The 16747-nt window shown below is 72.4% G+C and carries 16 protein-coding genes and 2 pseudogenes; 11 read left to right on the top strand and 7 right to left on the bottom strand.

Annotated features, from left to right (window positions below; all coding sequences use genetic code 11):
- Positions 1-239: 239 nt before the first annotated feature.
- Complete coding sequence (locus tag AB0C76_RS18375; protein ID WP_359965934.1) at positions 240-626, bottom strand: hypothetical protein; 387 nt, start codon at positions 624-626, stop codon at positions 240-242.
- 204 nt (positions 627-830) lie between these two features.
- Here AB0C76_RS18375 and AB0C76_RS18370 point away from each other — a divergent pair, with 204 nt between their 5' ends.
- The gene (locus tag AB0C76_RS18370; protein ID WP_359965931.1) at positions 831-1676 is read left to right on the top strand and encodes a polysaccharide deacetylase family protein; all 846 of its coding nucleotides are present in this window, start codon (positions 831-833) and stop codon (positions 1674-1676) included.
- Between the two features lie 258 nt (positions 1677-1934).
- Positions 1935-2810 (top strand): SGNH/GDSL hydrolase family protein, encoded by an 876-nt coding sequence (locus tag AB0C76_RS18365; protein WP_359965928.1) that lies wholly within the window; start codon positions 1935-1937, stop codon positions 2808-2810.
- A gap of 1 nt (position 2811) precedes the next feature.
- Here AB0C76_RS18365 and AB0C76_RS18360 read toward each other — a convergent pair whose 3' ends face one another.
- Entirely contained in the window at positions 2812-3540 is a 729-nt protein-coding gene (locus tag AB0C76_RS18360; RefSeq protein WP_359965925.1) for a class I SAM-dependent methyltransferase, read from the bottom strand.
- A gap of 35 nt (positions 3541-3575) precedes the next feature.
- Positions 3576-4043, bottom strand: coding sequence for a GreA/GreB family elongation factor (locus AB0C76_RS18355; RefSeq protein ID WP_359965922.1), 468 nt, complete (start codon positions 4041-4043; stop codon positions 3576-3578).
- A gap of 192 nt (positions 4044-4235) precedes the next feature.
- On the opposite strand from AB0C76_RS18355, the pseudogene AB0C76_RS18350 reads away from it, so the two are divergent.
- Positions 4236-4733: pseudogene (locus AB0C76_RS18350) on the top strand (phosphotransferase); the annotation flags it as partial.
- Between the two features lie 66 nt (positions 4734-4799).
- Here AB0C76_RS18350 and AB0C76_RS18345 read toward each other — a convergent pair.
- Complete coding sequence (locus AB0C76_RS18345; RefSeq protein ID WP_359965919.1) at positions 4800-5384, bottom strand: XRE family transcriptional regulator; 585 nt, start codon at positions 5382-5384, stop codon at positions 4800-4802.
- 108 nt (positions 5385-5492) lie between these two features.
- Between AB0C76_RS18345 and AB0C76_RS18340 the strand changes: the two genes are divergently transcribed.
- Together AB0C76_RS18340 and AB0C76_RS18335 are read left to right on the top strand one after the other, a co-directional pair.
- Positions 5493-6902: an MFS transporter gene (locus tag AB0C76_RS18340; protein ID WP_359965916.1), complete on the top strand. Its 1410-nt coding sequence runs from the start codon at positions 5493-5495 to the stop codon at positions 6900-6902.
- Positions 6903-7243: 341 nt separating this feature from the next.
- Complete coding sequence (locus tag AB0C76_RS18335) at positions 7244-7537, top strand: hypothetical protein (RefSeq protein WP_359965913.1); 294 nt, start codon at positions 7244-7246, stop codon at positions 7535-7537.
- A 22-nt stretch (positions 7538-7559) separates the two neighbouring features.
- Here the strand turns inward: AB0C76_RS18335 and AB0C76_RS18330 are convergent, their stop codons facing one another.
- Together AB0C76_RS18330 and AB0C76_RS18325 are read right to left on the bottom strand one after the other, a co-directional pair.
- Positions 7560-7889: a hypothetical protein gene (locus AB0C76_RS18330; protein ID WP_359965910.1), complete on the bottom strand. Its 330-nt coding sequence runs from the start codon at positions 7887-7889 to the stop codon at positions 7560-7562.
- A gap of 11 nt (positions 7890-7900) precedes the next feature.
- Positions 7901-9013, bottom strand: coding sequence for an ABC transporter substrate-binding protein (locus AB0C76_RS18325; protein WP_359965907.1), 1113 nt, complete (start codon positions 9011-9013; stop codon positions 7901-7903).
- Positions 9014-9105: 92 nt separating this feature from the next.
- Between AB0C76_RS18325 and AB0C76_RS18320 the strand changes: the two genes are divergently transcribed.
- Positions 9106-9849 (top strand): DUF4241 domain-containing protein, encoded by a 744-nt coding sequence (locus tag AB0C76_RS18320; RefSeq protein ID WP_359965904.1) that lies wholly within the window; start codon positions 9106-9108, stop codon positions 9847-9849.
- Here the strand turns inward: AB0C76_RS18320 and AB0C76_RS18315 are convergent.
- On the bottom strand, positions 9819-10310 hold the full coding sequence (locus tag AB0C76_RS18315; RefSeq protein ID WP_359965901.1) for a flavodoxin family protein: 492 nt from the start codon (positions 10308-10310) through the stop codon (positions 9819-9821). The two genes, AB0C76_RS18320 and AB0C76_RS18315, sit on opposite strands and share 31 nt — an antisense overlap.
- A gap of 273 nt (positions 10311-10583) precedes the next feature.
- Here AB0C76_RS18315 and AB0C76_RS18310 point away from each other — a divergent pair, with 273 nt between their 5' ends.
- From AB0C76_RS18310 to AB0C76_RS18290, 5 genes and pseudogenes are all read left to right on the top strand, one after another.
- Positions 10584-10943: a hypothetical protein gene (locus AB0C76_RS18310; protein ID WP_359965898.1), complete on the top strand. Its 360-nt coding sequence runs from the start codon at positions 10584-10586 to the stop codon at positions 10941-10943.
- A 426-nt stretch (positions 10944-11369) separates the two neighbouring features.
- A pseudogene (locus tag AB0C76_RS18305) lies at positions 11370-11684 on the top strand (transposase); the annotation flags it as partial.
- 358 nt (positions 11685-12042) lie between these two features.
- Positions 12043-13323 (top strand): family 2 encapsulin nanocompartment cargo protein terpene cyclase, encoded by a 1281-nt coding sequence (locus AB0C76_RS18300; protein ID WP_359965895.1) that lies wholly within the window; start codon positions 12043-12045, stop codon positions 13321-13323.
- Positions 13324-13443: 120 nt separating this feature from the next.
- Positions 13444-14325, top strand: coding sequence for a geranyl diphosphate 2-C-methyltransferase (locus AB0C76_RS18295; protein WP_359965892.1), 882 nt, complete (start codon positions 13444-13446; stop codon positions 14323-14325).
- 471 nt (positions 14326-14796) lie between these two features.
- On the top strand, positions 14797-16695 hold the full coding sequence (locus AB0C76_RS18290) for an Ig domain-containing protein (RefSeq protein WP_359965889.1): 1899 nt from the start codon (positions 14797-14799) through the stop codon (positions 16693-16695).
- Positions 16696-16747: the final 52 nt, after the last annotated feature.

Raw genomic sequence — 16747 nt, 5'->3', positions numbered from 1 at the left:
ATCCGCCGGCCTCGACGAGGTCTCCGAGGCGTGGGACCGAACGCGGCCCGCGTCGCGGCTGGAGGGTCTGCGGCGAGGGTGCGGGGATCTGCAGGATGGGGCTGCCCCGAACGCGTCCGGTCCCACCGTGCGGACGGTTCTCCCCTTCCGACCCGCACGCCCCGGCGGTCCGTTCGCATCCCCCACAACAGCAACGGACCGCCGGGCCCGACACGAGCGTCGACCGCGTCGGCGTCCGTTCAGGACCGGTCGGCTTCGCCGAGGCGTCCGCGTACGCGGCGGACGCGGGCCCGGGCTCGTGCCTCGGTGTCGATGCCCTTGCGGACGCGCTGCTCCAGCCCGCTGACCACCAGCTGGCCCAGGGGCAGGTCGGGCCACTTCCTCCACCGCTTGGGGCGTCGGCGGTGCAGGTCGCGATCGATCGTGTCCGCAGCTGGTTCGCCGGCCGCATCAGCCCCCGCGGACGCGGCCAGGGCCAGGTGCTCACGCCGCCGGTTGGCGCTGTTGACCGCCTGCTTGTTCCTGCGGATGTTCCTGCGTGAACTCTTGTCGTTCTCGCCGTAGTTGTTGCGTCGGTCCTTGAGGTAGCTCAGCAGCTTCTTCTGCTGAGGCGACTTCCGCTCCATGACCAGCCCCCCATCCGTCCACCGATCCGGTCAGGCTAGTCAGGCCGGTCGGCCGGGGCCAACGGATTGCCGGTGTCCACGACCTGCGCATCCGGTCCGTCCGCACTCCCACTACGCGCGTCGAACTGCGGGAACCTCTTCCGGTCCGGTTCACGTCATGTGATCAGAGAGCTTGCAACCGGCAGTCGGGGGGAGTGGTCGTTGATGGACATCAAGGCGCGCGTGGGGGGTCTGGGCAACCGGTCGCGGGTGACCCTCGCCGTGGGGGCCGTCGCCGTGGTGGCGGCGGCCTGGGCGGTTCCGACGGTCACCGGGTCGCTCCACGCTCCTCAGTCGAACGTCGCACGGGAGCAGGGCGGCGGCGCCACCACCGACGGCCACAACAGCGACGGCAGCGCCCAGGGCGGCGACGGCGGCACGCAGCAGCAGGGCGGAATACCGGACGGCATAGCCCACGCCTCCGAGGCGGGCGGCAACGCCGTCAACATCACCATCGACGACGGCCCCGACCCCGTCTGGACCCCGAAGGTCCTCGACGTGCTCAAGCGGCACGGCGTGAAGGCGACGTTCTGCATGATCGGACCGCAGGCCAAGGCCCACCCCGACCTGGTCAAGGAGGTCGTCGCGGCCGGGCACCGGCTGTGCGACCACACCGTGGACCACGACACCTCCATGGACAAGAAGCCCGTCGCGTACCAGCAGAAGGAGATCCTGGACGCGAAGAAGATGATCGAGGACGCCGCCGGCGGCGGTGCCCAGGTGCTCTACTACCGGGCCCCCGGCGGCGCGTTCACTCCCGACAGCCGACGCATCGCCGCCGTGAACGGCATGCGGCCGCTCGGTTGGAACATCGACTCCAAGGACTTCGACAAGCCCGGCACCGCCGCGATCGTCGGCACGGTCAAGAAGGAGATCGGCAACGGTCCGACCCTCCTGTTCCACGACGGCGGCGGCGACCGCCAGCAGACCGTCGAGGCCCTCGACCAGGTGCTCACCTGGCTGAAGGCCCAGGGCCGTGCGACCGGCTTCCCGGTCCGGACCACCCCGTGACGCGCCGTCCGGCGGCGAGCGGCTGACAGCGGACGATCGGGACGCGGGGGGAGCGGGCAGGGGCTCCAGCAGGCGGGGCGGCGGGGCGAATGGGGTTCGTCCCGCTTATTGACGCCCCGTCTAACCCGTCGGTAACTTCGAGGACATGCCAACGCAACCCCCGTCCCATCGGGGGAGTTGAGCGAGCCGCAGGTCGTGCCGTCCCCACCCCACCCCCCCGGGGTGCGGCACGACACCCCCCACCGAAGGAGCACCCCCATGCCGCTCCGTGCTGCCGCGTCCCGTGCGTCCGCCGTTGCCGTTGCCGCCGCCGCAGGGTTCGCCCTCGTCGCCGCCAGTCCGGCGTCCGCCGCAGGCCCGGTGAACTACGTGGCCCTCGGCGACAGTTACAGCGCCGCCTCCGGAAACTTCCCGCTCGACCCCACCGCCCCGCTGCTGTGCGCCCGTTCGACGAGGAACTACGCGCACCTCATCGCCGCGCGCACCGGCGCCCGCCTCACGGACGTCAGCTGTGGCGGCGCCCAGACGAAGGACTTCGCCGGGGGCCAGTACCCGGGCGTCGCGCCCCAGCTCGCCGCCGTCGGCGCGAACACCGACGTCGTCACGCTGACGATCGGCGGCAACGACAACAGCACCTTCATCAGTTCGATCCTCGCCTGCGGCAGCCTCGGCGTGCTCACCGCCGGCTTCGGCAGCCCGTGCAAGGACGCGTACGGCGACAGCTTCAACCAGACGATCGACAACAAGACGGGCCCGGCCGTCGAGGCCGCGCTGCGCGCCGTCAGGAACAAGGCGCCGCACGCGCGCGTCGCGATCCTCGGCTACCCGTGGATCGTCCCGGCCACGGCGGACCCGTCCTGCTACCCCAAGATGCCGCTCGCCTCGGGCGACGTCCCGTACCTGCGCGACCTCCAGGCCCACCTGAACCGGGCCGTCCGGAAGGCCGCCGCCGCGACCGGGGCCACCTACGTCGACATGAGCGCCGTGTCGAACGGCCACGACGCCTGCGCGCCGGTCGGCACGCGGTGGATCGAGCCGCTGTTCTTCAGCACGAGCCTCGCGCTCGTCCACCCCAACCCGCTGGGCGAGTCGAAGATGGCGGACCAGGCGATGGCCGCCCTCCACCTGGGCTGAGCTACGGCCCGTCCACGCCCACCACCAGCCACCGCGCCGGCAGCTCGATCGGGCTGCCGTCCGCGGCGGACTCCGTGAGGGACAGCGGCATGTCGCCGGACGCGAGGACGGCGAGCCCGGTGGCGCGGAAGAGTTCGGCGAAGGTCGCGTCGGCGACCTCGGCGGGCGCGAGCCCGTGCGCGAAGACGGGCCGCAGCTTCGGCGGCGGCCCCTCCGGGCGCTGGGCGAGGCCCATGAGGACGGGCTTCGCCGCCTCGGACAGCTCGACGACGAAGGCCCGGCCGCGCCGCCCGACCAGCGTCGCGACGGCCTCGGCGACCGGTCGGCGGTCGGCCGGCTCGCTCTGGTGGATCACGCCGCGCACGTAGACGTTGGCGTCGCCGAGGCGCTCGTGCAGGTCGAGGACCGCCGGGCCGTCCGTCGCGTCCAGCTGGGCGTACTCGGCCCGCCCGTCCGGGTCCTGGCGCCGGGCGAGGTCCACGGCGGCGGGGGAGAGGTCGAGCCCGAGGGCACGCGGGAAGCGCCCGGCGAGGTAGCGGGTCTGGGTGCCGTTGCCGCAGCCGAGGTCGAGGACCGGCAACCGCCGTTCCTCGACGTGCGGTTCGAACAGCGCGACGTGGCGGGCGGCCGTGCGGGACGGGTCCGCGTCCCAGATGACGCCGCCCGGCTCGTCGGGTGCCTCCTGCCAGAAGCCCTCCCAGGCGTTCCGGTACCGGGTCGTGACGCTCATGCAGGGGGAACCTTCCGTCGCGGACGGCGGGGCGTTCAGGCGCGGGGGCCGAGGGAGAGGAGCTTCGTGCGGGTCGTGCCGTCGGGGGTGTCGTAGGTGACGGTCTCGCCGGCGTGGCAGCCGAGGAGGGCGCGGCCGAGCGGGCTGTCGGCGGTGATCAGGCCCTCGTCCAGGTCCTCGGCCAGTTCGCCGAGGTGGAAGGTCGCCTCCTCGCCGTCCGAGAACCGCACGGTGACGGTACTGCCGACCCCGACGGCGTCGGTGGACGGCGGGCCGGCCACGGCGGCCTCGCGGATGCGGTCCTCGATCTCGGCGATCCGGCGGTCGATGCGGGTGACGTCGTCGGCCCGCTGCAGCTCGTCGGCCTCGTCGGCGCGGTCCCCGGTCGGCTCGCCCTCGCGGAGGGTCCCGGCGACGGCGTCCCGGGCGACGCGCAGCTCGGTGAGTTCCTGGTGGAGGGCGCGGAGGGCGTCGGCGCTGATGGGCTCGGGTCCGTCGGTCATGACGTGCTCCCGTGAGTGCTGGGTGGGTGCTGGTCGGACGGGACGGGACGTACGCGCACACTTCCATTAGCTCATCGGGCGCCGGCGGGGGCAACTCCGCTTGCGCACCGCCGCGCGCCGTGGTTACGCGCGAAGCGCGGAGCGGGGTGTGGCGGGGTAGTGGTGGGCGGTACGTGCTCGGCAGGGGGCACGGCGTTCGTCGACGGCGGAGGAACGTCGCGCGGGACGTCGTACGAGGCCGTCGTGCTGGAGCGTGCGCGGCGGGACCTCGCCGAGGCGGCGTCGCGGGATCCCCGGATCGCGGAGGCCTCCGGCCGACTGGACGAGCGTTTGCTGAGCCTGGCGGCGGCGGTGCGCCCGCGCGCGGAGTACGCGGTCGTGCACGGTGAACTGGGGCCCGACCACGTGCTGGTGGACGCGGCCGGGCAGCCCGTGCTGATCGACATCGAGGGCGTAGTGTACTTCGACGTCGAGTGGGAGCACGTCTTCCTGCGGATCCGCCTGCACGACGCCTACGGCCCGCTGGCGGCGCCGGGGCTGGACGAGGACCGGCTCGCCCTCTACTCCTTGGCGCAGCGCCTCTCCCTGACGGCCGGGCCGTTGCGCCTGCTCGACGGGGACTTCCCCGCGCGGGAGGCCATGGCGGCGATCGCCGAACACAACCTGGTGCGGACGCTCACGGAGTGGTGAAAGGCTGATCGCGCCGGCTGCTCAGGTCCCTGGCCCGGCACCGGTGGCAACCCCGATGCCGTCCCGTCAGGGCGTCGCCGGTCGCCCGGGGCTCGCGCGGACGACGGCCTGGTCGCCGCGCGGCCCGAACAGGTGCAGGATCTCCACGGCGCTGGTCCCCGTCGGGCCGAACCAATGCGGTTCCGCGGTGTCGAACTCGGCCACCTCGCCCGGCCGGAGCGTGTGTTCGTGGTCACCGAGGACGAGGCGCAGCTCGCCCGCGAGGACGTACAGCCACTCGTAGCCCTCGTGGGTGACGAGTTTCGGCTCGCGGGGTGCGAGGACGTGCTTGAACACCTGGACCCGGCCCGGGTACTGGGTCAGGGGCACGAGGACGCTGCCGTCGTCCTTGCGCAGCGGTGTGAGGTGCACCCGGGGGTCGCCGGTGGCCGGCGCGGCCACGAGCTGGTCGAGCGGGACGCGGTGGGCGCGTGCGAGGGGGATGAGCAGGTCCAGGGTCGGGCGGCGCAGGCCCGACTCGAGACGGGACAGCGTGCTCACCGAGAGCCCGGTCGTGGCGGCCAGTGCCTCCAGCGTGAGGCCCCGGTCGCGGCGCAGGGTGCGCAGCCGCGGACCGATGGCGTCGAGGACCTGCTCCAGCTCTGCGTCCACGCCGTCCAGTCTCCATAGTTCTTGCGGTCTTCGCAAAAACGCTGGTCGGTGGCGGTCGGCCTGGCCGAGCCTGGCCGGGTTGCTGCTCCCGGACCCGAGAGGCGGACCATGACCGCGACGATCACCGACCCCGTCCAGCCCGTTCTGAGCGCGCGCAATCGCTGGACCGTGCTGGCGGTCTGCTGCCTGAGCATGTTCCTGGTGGGCCTGGACACCACCGTCGTCAACGTGGGCCTGCCCGCCATCGGGCGCGGCCTGGGGGTCGGCGTCCGCAGCCTGGAGTGGACGGTGGACGCCTACACGGTCGTCCTGGCCGGCCTGCTGATCTCCTCCGGTGCGCTGGCGGACCGCTTCGGACGCCGGCGGGTGTTCCGGACCGGGCTGGCGGTGTTCGGCGCGGCCTCGGTGGTCTGCGCGGCGGCGCCGTCGGTGGGCTGGCTCGTGGCCGCCCGCGCCGTGCAGGGCGTCGGCGCCTCGATGCTCAGCCCGGTGGCGCTCGCGATCGTGGTGAACACGATGCCGGACCCGCGCGAGCGGGCGCGCGCGATCGGTGTCTGGGCGTCGGTCTTCGGGCTGAGCATGGCCGTGGGCCCCGTCACCGGCGGCGCACTCCTGGCCGGGCTGGGCTGGCGGTCGCTCTTCTGGATCAACGCTCCGGTCATCGTGATCGCCCTCGTGCTCAGCGCGGTGTTCGTGCCCGAGTCCCGGGGGTCGCGGGCGCGGCGGCTCGACCTCCCGGGGCAGGCGCTGCTGACCGTGGTCATCGCGGCCGGCGTCGGCGTCCTGATCGAGGGTCCGCGCATCGGCTGGACCTCACCGGCCGCTCTGGCCGCCTACGCGCTGGGGACCGCCGCGACGGCGGCCTTCGTGCGGGTCGAGTCCCGTCGGGCCGAGCCGCTGATGGATGTGCGGCTCTTCCGCAGTCCGGTGTTCAGCGGCGCCGTGCTGGGCGCCGTGGCCGTCTTCGTCGCCCTGAACGTCACGCTGCTGCTCAACACCCTGTACCTGCAGCACGCCCGGGGCTTCACGCCGCTGGCCGCCGGGGCGGCGACCCTGCCGATGGCGCTCGGCGCGACGGTGTGCGCGCCCTGGTCCGGCCGTCTGGTCGGCCGGCACGGACCGAGGCTCCCGCTGACCGTGGCCGGCGCCTTCATCCTGGCCGGCGGCCTCTGCCTGGTCGGGCTCGACCGGAACACGAGCGTGGCCCTGCTGCTGGGTGCCTACCTGCTCATCGGCGTCGGCTTCGGCTTCGCCAACGCGCCGATCACCAACACGGCGGTCGGCGGACTGCCGCCCGCGCGGGCCGGCGTGGCCGGCGCGATCACGTCCACCGCACGCCAGGTCGGCTCCGCGCTCGGCATCGCCCTCGCCGGCGCCCTCGTGGCGCACGCCGGCCCGGCGGAGCTCGCGCACGCCTCACGGCCGGGCTGGATCCTGGTGGCCGGCTGCGGACTCGTCCTGCTCCTCACGGCCAGGGCGCCGCGCTCCGAGGACCGTCGTAGGACCCTCGGAAGCTGAGCGCGAGGCGAGGGGGACGCGGTGGGCGCGGCGTTGCGGACGTTCGGGGCGGCGGGCGGGTGGCCGGAGGTCCGGGAGCTGGCGGTCGGGCTCGCCGAACTGGACGAGGCGGTCGAGTTCGCGGTTCGGTGGCACGGCGGTCAACGTCGCCAAGGCCGCCGGACCGGCGGCATCAGCCTGCGGGCATGGGTGAGACCGGGACTCATCCCGGCGCAGCGCGAAGAAACAGGAACCCACCCGAAGCCGAGCCCGTCAACGGCGGGGCAGGCGGGAATCTCCGTCCTTTAGAGCGGAGAGGATGTCAATCGACGGAGCGGATCGTCGAGACCCGTGAGACGAGGATGCGCAACTGGGAGGCCGACGACCCCGACGAGACGGAGACGCCCTGGTGGGGCACCCTGTGGGTGCCGTTCGCGGGCCGGGACGGCGACGACCACTTCCTCGACGCCGGCCCCGGCCTCTGGTGCGGCCGCCTGGGCTACGCCGCCCACGGCGACGACCACTTCCTCGGCTGGCCGTCCCTCGGGGCGTGGCTCCACGCGGTGGCGGACACGATGCTGCACCACGACGACCCCGACCACGCGGCGCAGCTGCACCGGCCGGTGCTCCGCCGCGACGGGACACTCGAGTGGTAACCCCGGCGCGGCGGGCGCACGTTCAGCAGTGGTCCTCGATGAAGAGCATGCGGCGGCCTGGCTCGGCGCGGAACTCATGGGCCACGTAGCGGCCGACCGACCGCGCTCCGCCGGGGCCCTTGTACTCGTCCTTGATCCGGGTCCAGAGCAGGGAGCGCTCGGCCTCGGCCACGGGTCGTGGCCTGAGGCCGCCCACATCCCCCCACACGACCGGCGCCGCCGCGTCCTTGAGCAGCCGACGAACGGCGCGGAGGGCCAGGCGCTTGCGGTGGAGCACCCAGCTGGTCCCCTGGTCGTCGACGAGTGTTACGGGGTCGTCCAGGCTGTCGGGATTCGCGGGGAACGGCTGCACGGTGTACTCCGTCATCCGGCGTGAAGGACCCGGAAGCGTCCGACGTCCGCCGGGTCCCGGTCGACGACCTGGACCGGTGGCCAGGCCCACTGCCGGACGCTGACGCCGGGGGCGCGGGAGAAGCGGATCCGCCCGCGGGTGCCCTCGACGTCGACGCTCGGCCAGGCTTCGGCGACGCGCGCCCGGTCCGTGCCGTGCGACCGCAGGACGTCGGCGAGGACGGTGATCGTGTCGTAGCCCTCGAACGCGACGAAGGAGGGCTCCTGGCCGAGGTGCCCGCGGAGTGCCGTCTCGACGCGCACACCGAACGGGCCGAGGCGCTCCGGCAGGTAGCGCAGGAACGGGACCGCCGCGCCGTCGCCACCCAGCAGCGCCGCCCACTCGGCGAACTCCGGCTGCCCCGCCGGAGCGCCGATGAGGACCTCGGCGAGTCGCTGGTCGCCGCGGACGGCCTTGACCACCGGCACGGCCGGCTCCGGGGCACCGGTCAGCAGGAGCAGCGCCGTCGCGCCGTCGTGGACGAGCTGGTCGCACACGGCGGCGGGGGACAGCTCGCCCGCGTCGAGTTCGACGACGGTGCCGCCGTGCGGAACGAGGTACTCCCGCAGGAGGCGGGTCCCGGACGCCCAGTACACACTCGGCTGGGTCGCCACGGCGATCCGACGGTGGCCCGCGCCGAGGAGGAAGTCCGCGTAGACCCGCCAACTGTGGGACTGCGCCGGGCAGATCCGGGCGACCCGTTCCGTCGGCTTGTCGGTGAGCGCGTCGAGGACGGCCGACGAGCAGAGGTACGGCAGCGCGAGGGCGTCGGCCCTGGCGGCAGCGGCGCGGGCGACGACGCTGTGGTACTCCCCGGCCAGCGCCACCACGCCCAGACCCGCCAGCTCGTCCACCGCTGCCTCCGCCCGCTCCGGATCGGCGGCGGTGTCCCGGACCAGCAGTTCGAGCGGCCGGCCGCCGATCCCACCGGCGTCGTTGACCTCGCGAGCGGCGAGCTCCAGCCCGGCGAGCAGGTGTCGGCCCGCCTCGACCCAGCCGGGCCTCGCCAACGGAGCGAGGGCGCCGATCCGGATGGGCGAGCCGTCGGTGTGCAGAGGCGTGGGTGACGATGGCGGCGTGGTCATGCGTGGGAGTCTCCCCGTGGCGCCGGGGCCGCGCAAGCGATCTTTCCAGGCGGAGACGGGCGGCGTCGGTGCGATCGAATAGCGTGCACGGCATGGATCTTGCAGCAGACGCCCGCGTGGCGGCCGAGCCAGAAGAGAACTGGTACCTGGACACGGCCTTCACGCCGGGGGCCATGCTCGGGACGCGTCACGACGACCCGTCGGTGCCCGTCCGCGTCGTCGAGGTGCGGGAGGTGACCACGATCCGCATACCCAGCGGCCGCCTCGTCGTCGATGCCCCGTGGCCGGACGAGGACGGGATCGACCTGCGGACCCGGACGGGCCGGGAGCTGGCGGAACGGATCCCGCCCGGCGCGTACCGGATGGAGGCGGCCTGGACGGAGGCGCCGTACGACTTCATGGGCGAGCGCTTCGACGGCCGGGAGCTCGCCGCCGTCCGCCTCCTTGTCGCCGAAACACCCGTGGCCCGTTGGGAGATGGCGCTCGGAGTCGGTGACGACATCGAGCGGGTCCGCCCCGGGGACCGCCGGATCGGCTTCCGGACCGAGACGGGCACGGGCGGCTTCGGCGACGCCGTGGCGTGGCCGGCGCTGACGGCCCCGTTCCTGGAGTTCTGGCAGGGAGCCCGGGCCGGCAACCGGCAGCCCCGGCGGACGGAGGACCTCTTCGGTGGTGCCTTCGAGCTCGTGCAGGACGAGGAGCACGGGGCCGACCTCGTGACCTTCGGTGCCGAAGGAGACGACGTGGTGTGGCTGGGGCGTACGGAGGCCGGTGAGCTCGCCTCGGTCGCCGTGGCCTCCGGGTATCACCTGTTCTCCCGGGAGCCCCCGTTCTGAGGTGACCGGGCGTGCAGTCCCTCCGCGAAGGCGTGCGCAGCGGCGAGGTCGCCCGCGTCGGGGCGGGCCTTGCTGATGCCGCCGACGAGCTTGAAGGGGAGCCAGGTGTCGAAGCCGCGGCACGAGAAGGTGTCGGACACGGTGAAGCCCTTCCGTTCGAGCCGCCGCACGAGGGGCCGGGTGAAGGGCCGGAACCCGGGTTCGGGAAGCCCGCTGGTGGCGAACACGAACGCCTGCGCCCGCCCGCCCTCGGGCAGCGCCTCGACGAACCGGCGCAGCCGAGGGTGGTACCGCCCCGAGAAGATCCCCGACCCGAAGCCCACGAGGTCGTAGGCGGAGAGGTCGGCTGCCGCCACCTCCTCGGGCGCGACGACCGAGGCGGCCAGAACCCGCCCCATGACGTCGGCGACCCGCTTGGTGTTCCCGTGGGACACGGACGTGCACACGATGATGGCCTTCACTGGTGATTCCCCTTCCGCCACCGGAGTTCCGTCCGGGTGCGGCCGCCGCCTCGCGCAACGGCCGCACCCAACGGGTAGACCGGACAGTGCCGAAGGACGTGACATCCCCTGGGAGGGGTCGAGCGTGTCCGCGGCGCAGGCGGCCCGCTCCCCGGAAAACCCGCAGCCTCCGCGCGTCCACGCGGCTATCGTCCCCACCGATGACACTGCTGACCACGACCCACCCGCCGTAGGTACCTCTGGAGAGTCCAGGGGGCCTTACGGAGGCTCTCGATGTCCCGCACAGCCCGCACGACTCCCTGGCACCTCCGCGTCCGCGAGGGCCTGTCGGAGTCCGTGTCCCTGCGCGATCTGCGCTACCCGAACGCCGAACTGGCCGCCGCCGCACACGAAGGCCGCCGGCCTGCCCCGGTGGCGACGTGCCGCCGGATCACCACCTGGGAGTACCTCGCGCTCGACTACCGGACGGGCTCGTTCCCGACCTGGATCGCCACGGCGGAGGCCCGCGCCCGCCTCCGGGCCCGACTCGACGCCCAGCGGATCCGTGGACTCCACCGCGCGGGCCACGACGTCGATGGCGCGGACGTCCCGCCCGTCCGCCACCGCCGCGGTGTGCGCTGGCTCCTCCTGTAGCCGGCCAACGCGAAATGACTGGCAGGGGGCTCGCGAGGGCGAGATGTTCCGGGGGAGGCCCGAGCCGTCCACCAGAGGAGTCGTCATGACCGCAGGTGCGCGCCCGTCGTCGATGCGGGCGGTGGCGTGGACGTCGATGCCGCCGGGGGCGTAGATCTCGTGGACCCGGCCGGTCTGGGCGGCCCCGTGGGTGGCTCACTTCTGGGCTGCCCAGAGCTCGCAACTGGTGCGGGGGCAGGACGGCGAGCACCCGCAGAGCGGCTTGCAGCATGGTGATGGCCCATCAGTCGGTCAACATGACCGGCTCTCTGTGGAGGCGCAGGCCCGGGCGCGCCCGGAGCGATACGCCGAACTCCACCTGCACGAGGGGATCGTTCGTACCGGGGTCAGAGGGGCCGGCTCATGCTCGGGGGCCCGGCTTCATCAGTACGCCCGAGGAAGTCCCAGCGGGTCGCGCTGCATTCCTGGGCCTTCGCCCAACTCGGCTCCCTCGTCGCCCACAAGGCCAAGCGGGCGGGCGTTCCGCTGGTGCACGTCGATCCGGCGTACACCGGTCAGGAGTGTTCCGAGTGCCACCACGTCGACAGGAGGAACCAGCCCGATCAGGCCACCCTCGCGTGCCGGTCGTGCGGCGTCGTTGCGCATGCCGACCAGAACTCTTCCCGCGCCATCGTCCGCCGGGCGGAGATCGCGTGGAATGCGGGGCGGCAGCCATCCGCCCCAGTCGCCGCAGGGCGGTGACGGGGCGCGGGGACCAACCCCCGGCAGCCGGTTGGGGGTCACTCGCAGGCTCGACCATTCACAGTCGAGTGAAGTTGGCACGCCGTAGATGCGAGCGTTCACCTAATCGGGTGTAGAAGATCGTCCGAAGCGTTGTTGAACCTGCCCGTCCGCCTACGGTTGGGGCGAGCGAGAGGGCGGGCTCCGGATGGATCCGTCCGTAGCGGCCTGTTCCCTCTTCCGCCGGGCGACATGACGGCCCGTCACGTCCTTCGCAACCCTTCTCAGCGGGAGGCCCCTCCATGCCCCTGGGTACCACACCGGAGTCACCGCCGGCGCAGCGGCGCCGGACCGGCGCCACCCTCGCGGTGGTGCGACCATGAGCGCCGCGGCCACGACCGAATCCGCCATCGACCGGATCCTGCGCGGCCCGACCGGCCTCGGGACGGCGGGCCTCTATCCGGTCCGCCCGTCCGTGACGGTCGAGGAGCCGTCCCCGGCCGCCGAGGCCCCGGTCGCCGAACTCCCGGTCGTCGAGGCGCCGTCCGCCGCGATCCCGTCCGCCCCGGTCCCCGGCGTGCCGGTCCTGGACGTCCCGCTGGTCGATCCCACGAGCGCGCCGTCGCCGGGCACGCTCGCCCGGGCCGCGGAGGCCCCGGCCGGGGGCGGCAAGCCGAGGGTGGGCGATCCGATCCCGGGCCTGTACCACCACCCGATCGTCGAGCCCGATCCCGTCCGGGTCGAGGAGCTGAGCCTCAGGATCAAGGCCTGGGCGATCGACGAGATCGAGCTCTACCCGGCGGAGTGGGAGGACCAGTTCGACGGTTTCTCCACCGGCCGCTACATGGTCGCCTGCCACCCGGACGCGCCGAGCGTCGACCACCTGATGCTCGCCGCCCGGCTGATGGTCGCCGAGAACGCCGTGGACGACATCTACTGCGAGGACCACGGCGGCTCGCCGATCGGTCTCGGCGGCCGTCTGCTGATGGCGCACACCGCGCTCGACGCGCTGCACACCACGGCCGAGTACCACGGGCCGTGGGAGCGGTCGCTGTCCTCGGACGCGCCCCGCCGGGCGTACAAGTCGGCGATGGACTACTTCGTCCGCGCCGCCACGCCCTCCCAGTCGGACCGCTTCCGGCACGACATGGCGCGCCTGCACCTCGGGTACCTCGCCGAGGCCTCGTGGGCCGAGACGGACCACGTGCCGGAGGTGTGGGAGTACCTGGCGATGCGCCAGTTCAACAACTTCCGTCCCTGCCCGACGCTCACCGACTCGATCGGCGCCTACGAGCTGCCGTCCGACCTGCACGCCCTCCCCGCGATGCAGCGCGTGATCGCGCTCGCGGGCAACGCCACCACGATCGTCAACGACCTGTACTCGTACACCAAGGAGCTCGCCAGCCCCGGCCGGCACCTGAACCTGCCGGTGGTGCTCTCCGAGCGCGAGAACCTGTCCGAGCGCGAGGGCTACCTCAAGGCCGTCGAGGTCCACAACGAGCTCATGCACGCCTTCGAGGCCGAGGCGGCCGCGCTCGCGGCGAGCTGCCCCGTCCCGACCCTGGTGCGCTTCCTGCGCGGCGTGGCGGCGTGGCTCGACGGCAACCACTACTGGCACCAGACGAACACCTTCCGGTACACGCTGCCCGACTTCTGGTGACGCCCGACGTTCACCCGCACCCGGTCCCGGCTTCCGTTCCCGTCCCCGGTGACCGCCCAAGACCATTTCCGAACGCATCTGATCACCTTTATTCACCTGCCATGCAAGGAGCTTCGACGCATGTCCCTCACCGACGACCGCGCCACCCAGACCGGCGCCGTGATCCCCGGCCCGGCGACTCCCTACCAGGGCGACATCGCGCGCTACTGGGACCATGAGGCCCGGCCCGTGAACCTTCGCCTGGGTGACGTCGACGGTCTCTACCACCACCACTACGGCATCGGCGCGATCGACGAGTCCGCCATCGGCGACCCCGAGGACAGCGAGCGCGAGAAGAAGGTCATCGCCGAGCTCCACCGTCTGGAGTCCGCCCAGACCGACGTGCTGCTCGACAACCTCGGTGCGATCGCCCCGGACCACACGCTCGTCGACGCCGGCTGCGGGCGCGGCGGCTCCATGGTGATGGCCCACCAGCGTTTCGGCTGCAAGGTCCAGGGCCTGACGCTCTCGACCCAGCAGGCCGAGTTCGGCAACAACCGCGCCCGTGAGCTGGGCATCGGCGACTTCGTCCGCTCGCACGTCCACAACATGCTCGACATGCCGTTCGAGACCGGCTCGGTCGCGGGCTCGTGGAACAACGAGTCCAGCATGTACGTCGACCTGCACGACCTGTTCGCCGAGCACTCCCGCGTCCTGTCGGTCGGCGGCCGGTACGTCACCATCACCGGCTGCTGGAACCCGCGCTACGGTCAGCCCTCCAAGTACGTCTCGCAGATCAACGCGCACTTCGAGTGCAACATCCACTCCCGCCGCGAGTACCTGCGCGCCATGGCGGACAACCGCCTCGTGCCCCAGGCCGTCATCGACCTGACTCCGGACACCCTGCCGTACTGGGAGCTGCGCGCCACGACCTCGCTCGTCACGGGCATCGAGGAGGCGTTCATCAACTCCTACAAGGACGGCTCGTTCCAGTACGTCCTGATCGCCGCCGACCGGGTCTGACCACCCGTCACCGACGCCTCCGACGGCCGCCTCGAACGCGCGGGGCGGCCGTCGCCGTCCGCGCGGAGGGGGTGACGGTGCCTCCGAGACGGCTCAAACCTGTTGGCGGAAAAGTGGGTTGGGTGCCCTCTTCCGGCTGAATCCGGAACAGTATTCCGAGCCGCATTCAGTGAATGGCTACACGCGTAAACTTCGGGTCCGACCACCCCGAATCCACCGTGACACGGCCCTTCACCTGCGCGAACCCCGCTCTTAATCGTTCCTTACCCTTGCCCGTTGACCCGCGTTCATCAGCTCTGCTTTCCTTCACTCCCAGCAGGCGGCGAAACCGACGCGCAGTCAATTCCCGAGGTGTAGCGAACCCGATGAATTGGCATGGGCGAATTCGCCGTCGGTCCCTTCCCCACAAGGGATCGCCCACGGCCCCCCAGCCGTGCCGGGCGATCGGAACGAGAGAGGCACCCTCACCCCATGGGTCACTCCCGCACAATTCGTCGCGCCAAGTACGCGGCCCTCACCGGCATAGCGTCCCTGGCGCTCGCCGCCGCCGGTCTGGCCGGCGCGGCCGGCACCGCCACCGCGCAGGACATCTCCGGGGCGAAGGCCGACACCGGCAACGAGTTCAACCCCTGGAGCCCGCAGAACGGCCACGAGTACCGCCACGGCGCGGTGCCCGGCATGAAGCAGCACGAGAACTACAAGAAGTTCGCCGCCGCGCAGCAGCGGGCGGCCGCCACCGGCCAGCAGACCCTGTCCTACGGCGGCGGCGTCGACGGCATCGGCGTCCAGAGCGGTCACTCGAAGGTCTACCTGGTCTTCTACGGGAACCAGTGGGGCACCCAGAGCACCGACTCCAACGGCAACGCCGCGTTCTCGAACGACTCGGCGGGCGCCGCCGGCGCGACCCAGCAGATGTTCAAGGGCATCGGCACCAACGGCGAGACCTGGTCGGCCGACCTGACCCAGTGGTGCGACGGCCCCAACGTCGCCACCGGCGCCACCAGCTGCCCGTCGAACGCCAACTTCGTCCCGTACCAGAGCGGCGGCGTCCTGTCCGGCGTCTGGTACGACAACGCGGGCGCCTCGCCGCAGCAGTCGACCGGCAACCAGCTGGCCCAGGAGGCCGTCAAGGCCGCCGGGCACTTCGGCAACACGACGGGCGCGGCCAACCGCGACGCGTACTACATCATCCTGTCGCCGCACGGCACCAACCCGGACGACTACCAGAACCCGACCACCGGGTACTGCGCCTGGCACGACTGGAACGGCGACACGACGCTGAACGGCGGCGCGGCCTCCTCGCCCTACGGCGACATCGCGTTCTCGAACCAGCCGTACAACATCGACGCGGGCGCCAACTGCGGCGTCGGCTTCGTCAACTCGCCCGGCACGCTGGACGGCTGGACGATGACCCTCGGCCACGAGTGGCACGAGATGATGTCCGACCAGAACCCGGCGGGCGGCTGGACCAACCACGTGTCCGGCAGCAGCTACAACGGGCAGGAGAACTCCGACGAGTGCGCCTGGCTCAAGCCCGGCACCACCGGCGGCGCCGCGAACGTCTCGTTCGGCTCCTTCGGCACCTTCGCCGAGCAGGCCAGCTGGTCCAACGACACCAACTCCTGCGCGATCTCGCACGCCATCCTGACCCACGGCAACACGGTCACCGTCACCAACCCGGGCGGCCAGACCGGCACCGTCGGCACCGCGGCCAGCCTGCAGATCAGCGCCAGTGACTCCGCCTCCGGCCAGACCCTGACCTACGCGGCCACCGGCCTGCCGGCCGGCCTGTCGATCAACTCCTCGACCGGCCTGATCTCCGGCACCCCGACCGCCGCCGGCACCTCCAGCGTCACGGTCACCGCGACCGACACCACCGGCGCCGCGGGCAGCACCTCCTTCAGCTGGACCGAGAACGGCACCGGTGGCGGCGGCAGCGCCATCACCAACGGCGGCTTCGAGACGGGCAGCACCTCCGGCTGGACCTCGGCGGGCGCCACCTCCGCCCCGGCCGCCGCCGCCCACTCGGGCAGCTACGGCGCGATGGTCGGCTCGACCAACCCGACCGGTGACTCCAGCCTCGCCCAGACGTTCACCGCCCCGGCCGGCTCCAGCAAGGTCTCCTTCTGGTACAGCAACACCTGCCCGGACACCGTGACCTACGACTGGGCGACCGCCACCCTGAAGGACAACACCACCGGCACCACCACCACGGTCCTCGCCAAGACCTGCTCCGCCACCGCGGCGTGGACCAACAAGACCGCGGCCGTGACCCCGGGCCACAGCTACACCCTCACCCTGTCGAACCACGACGACAACTACCCGGGCGACCCGACCTACACCTACTACGACGACGTGACCGTCTCCTGACGCCCATCTGATCGTCGTCTCCACCGACCGCACCGGGGTGGGCCACAGGGCC

It is taken from the genome of Kitasatospora sp. NPDC048722 (genome assembly GCF_040650235.1).
Taxonomy (GTDB): Bacteria; Actinomycetota; Actinomycetes; order Streptomycetales; family Streptomycetaceae; genus Kitasatospora.
The sequence above is the reverse complement of the archived record's forward strand: the minus strand, read 5'-3'. Positions and strand labels throughout refer to the sequence as shown.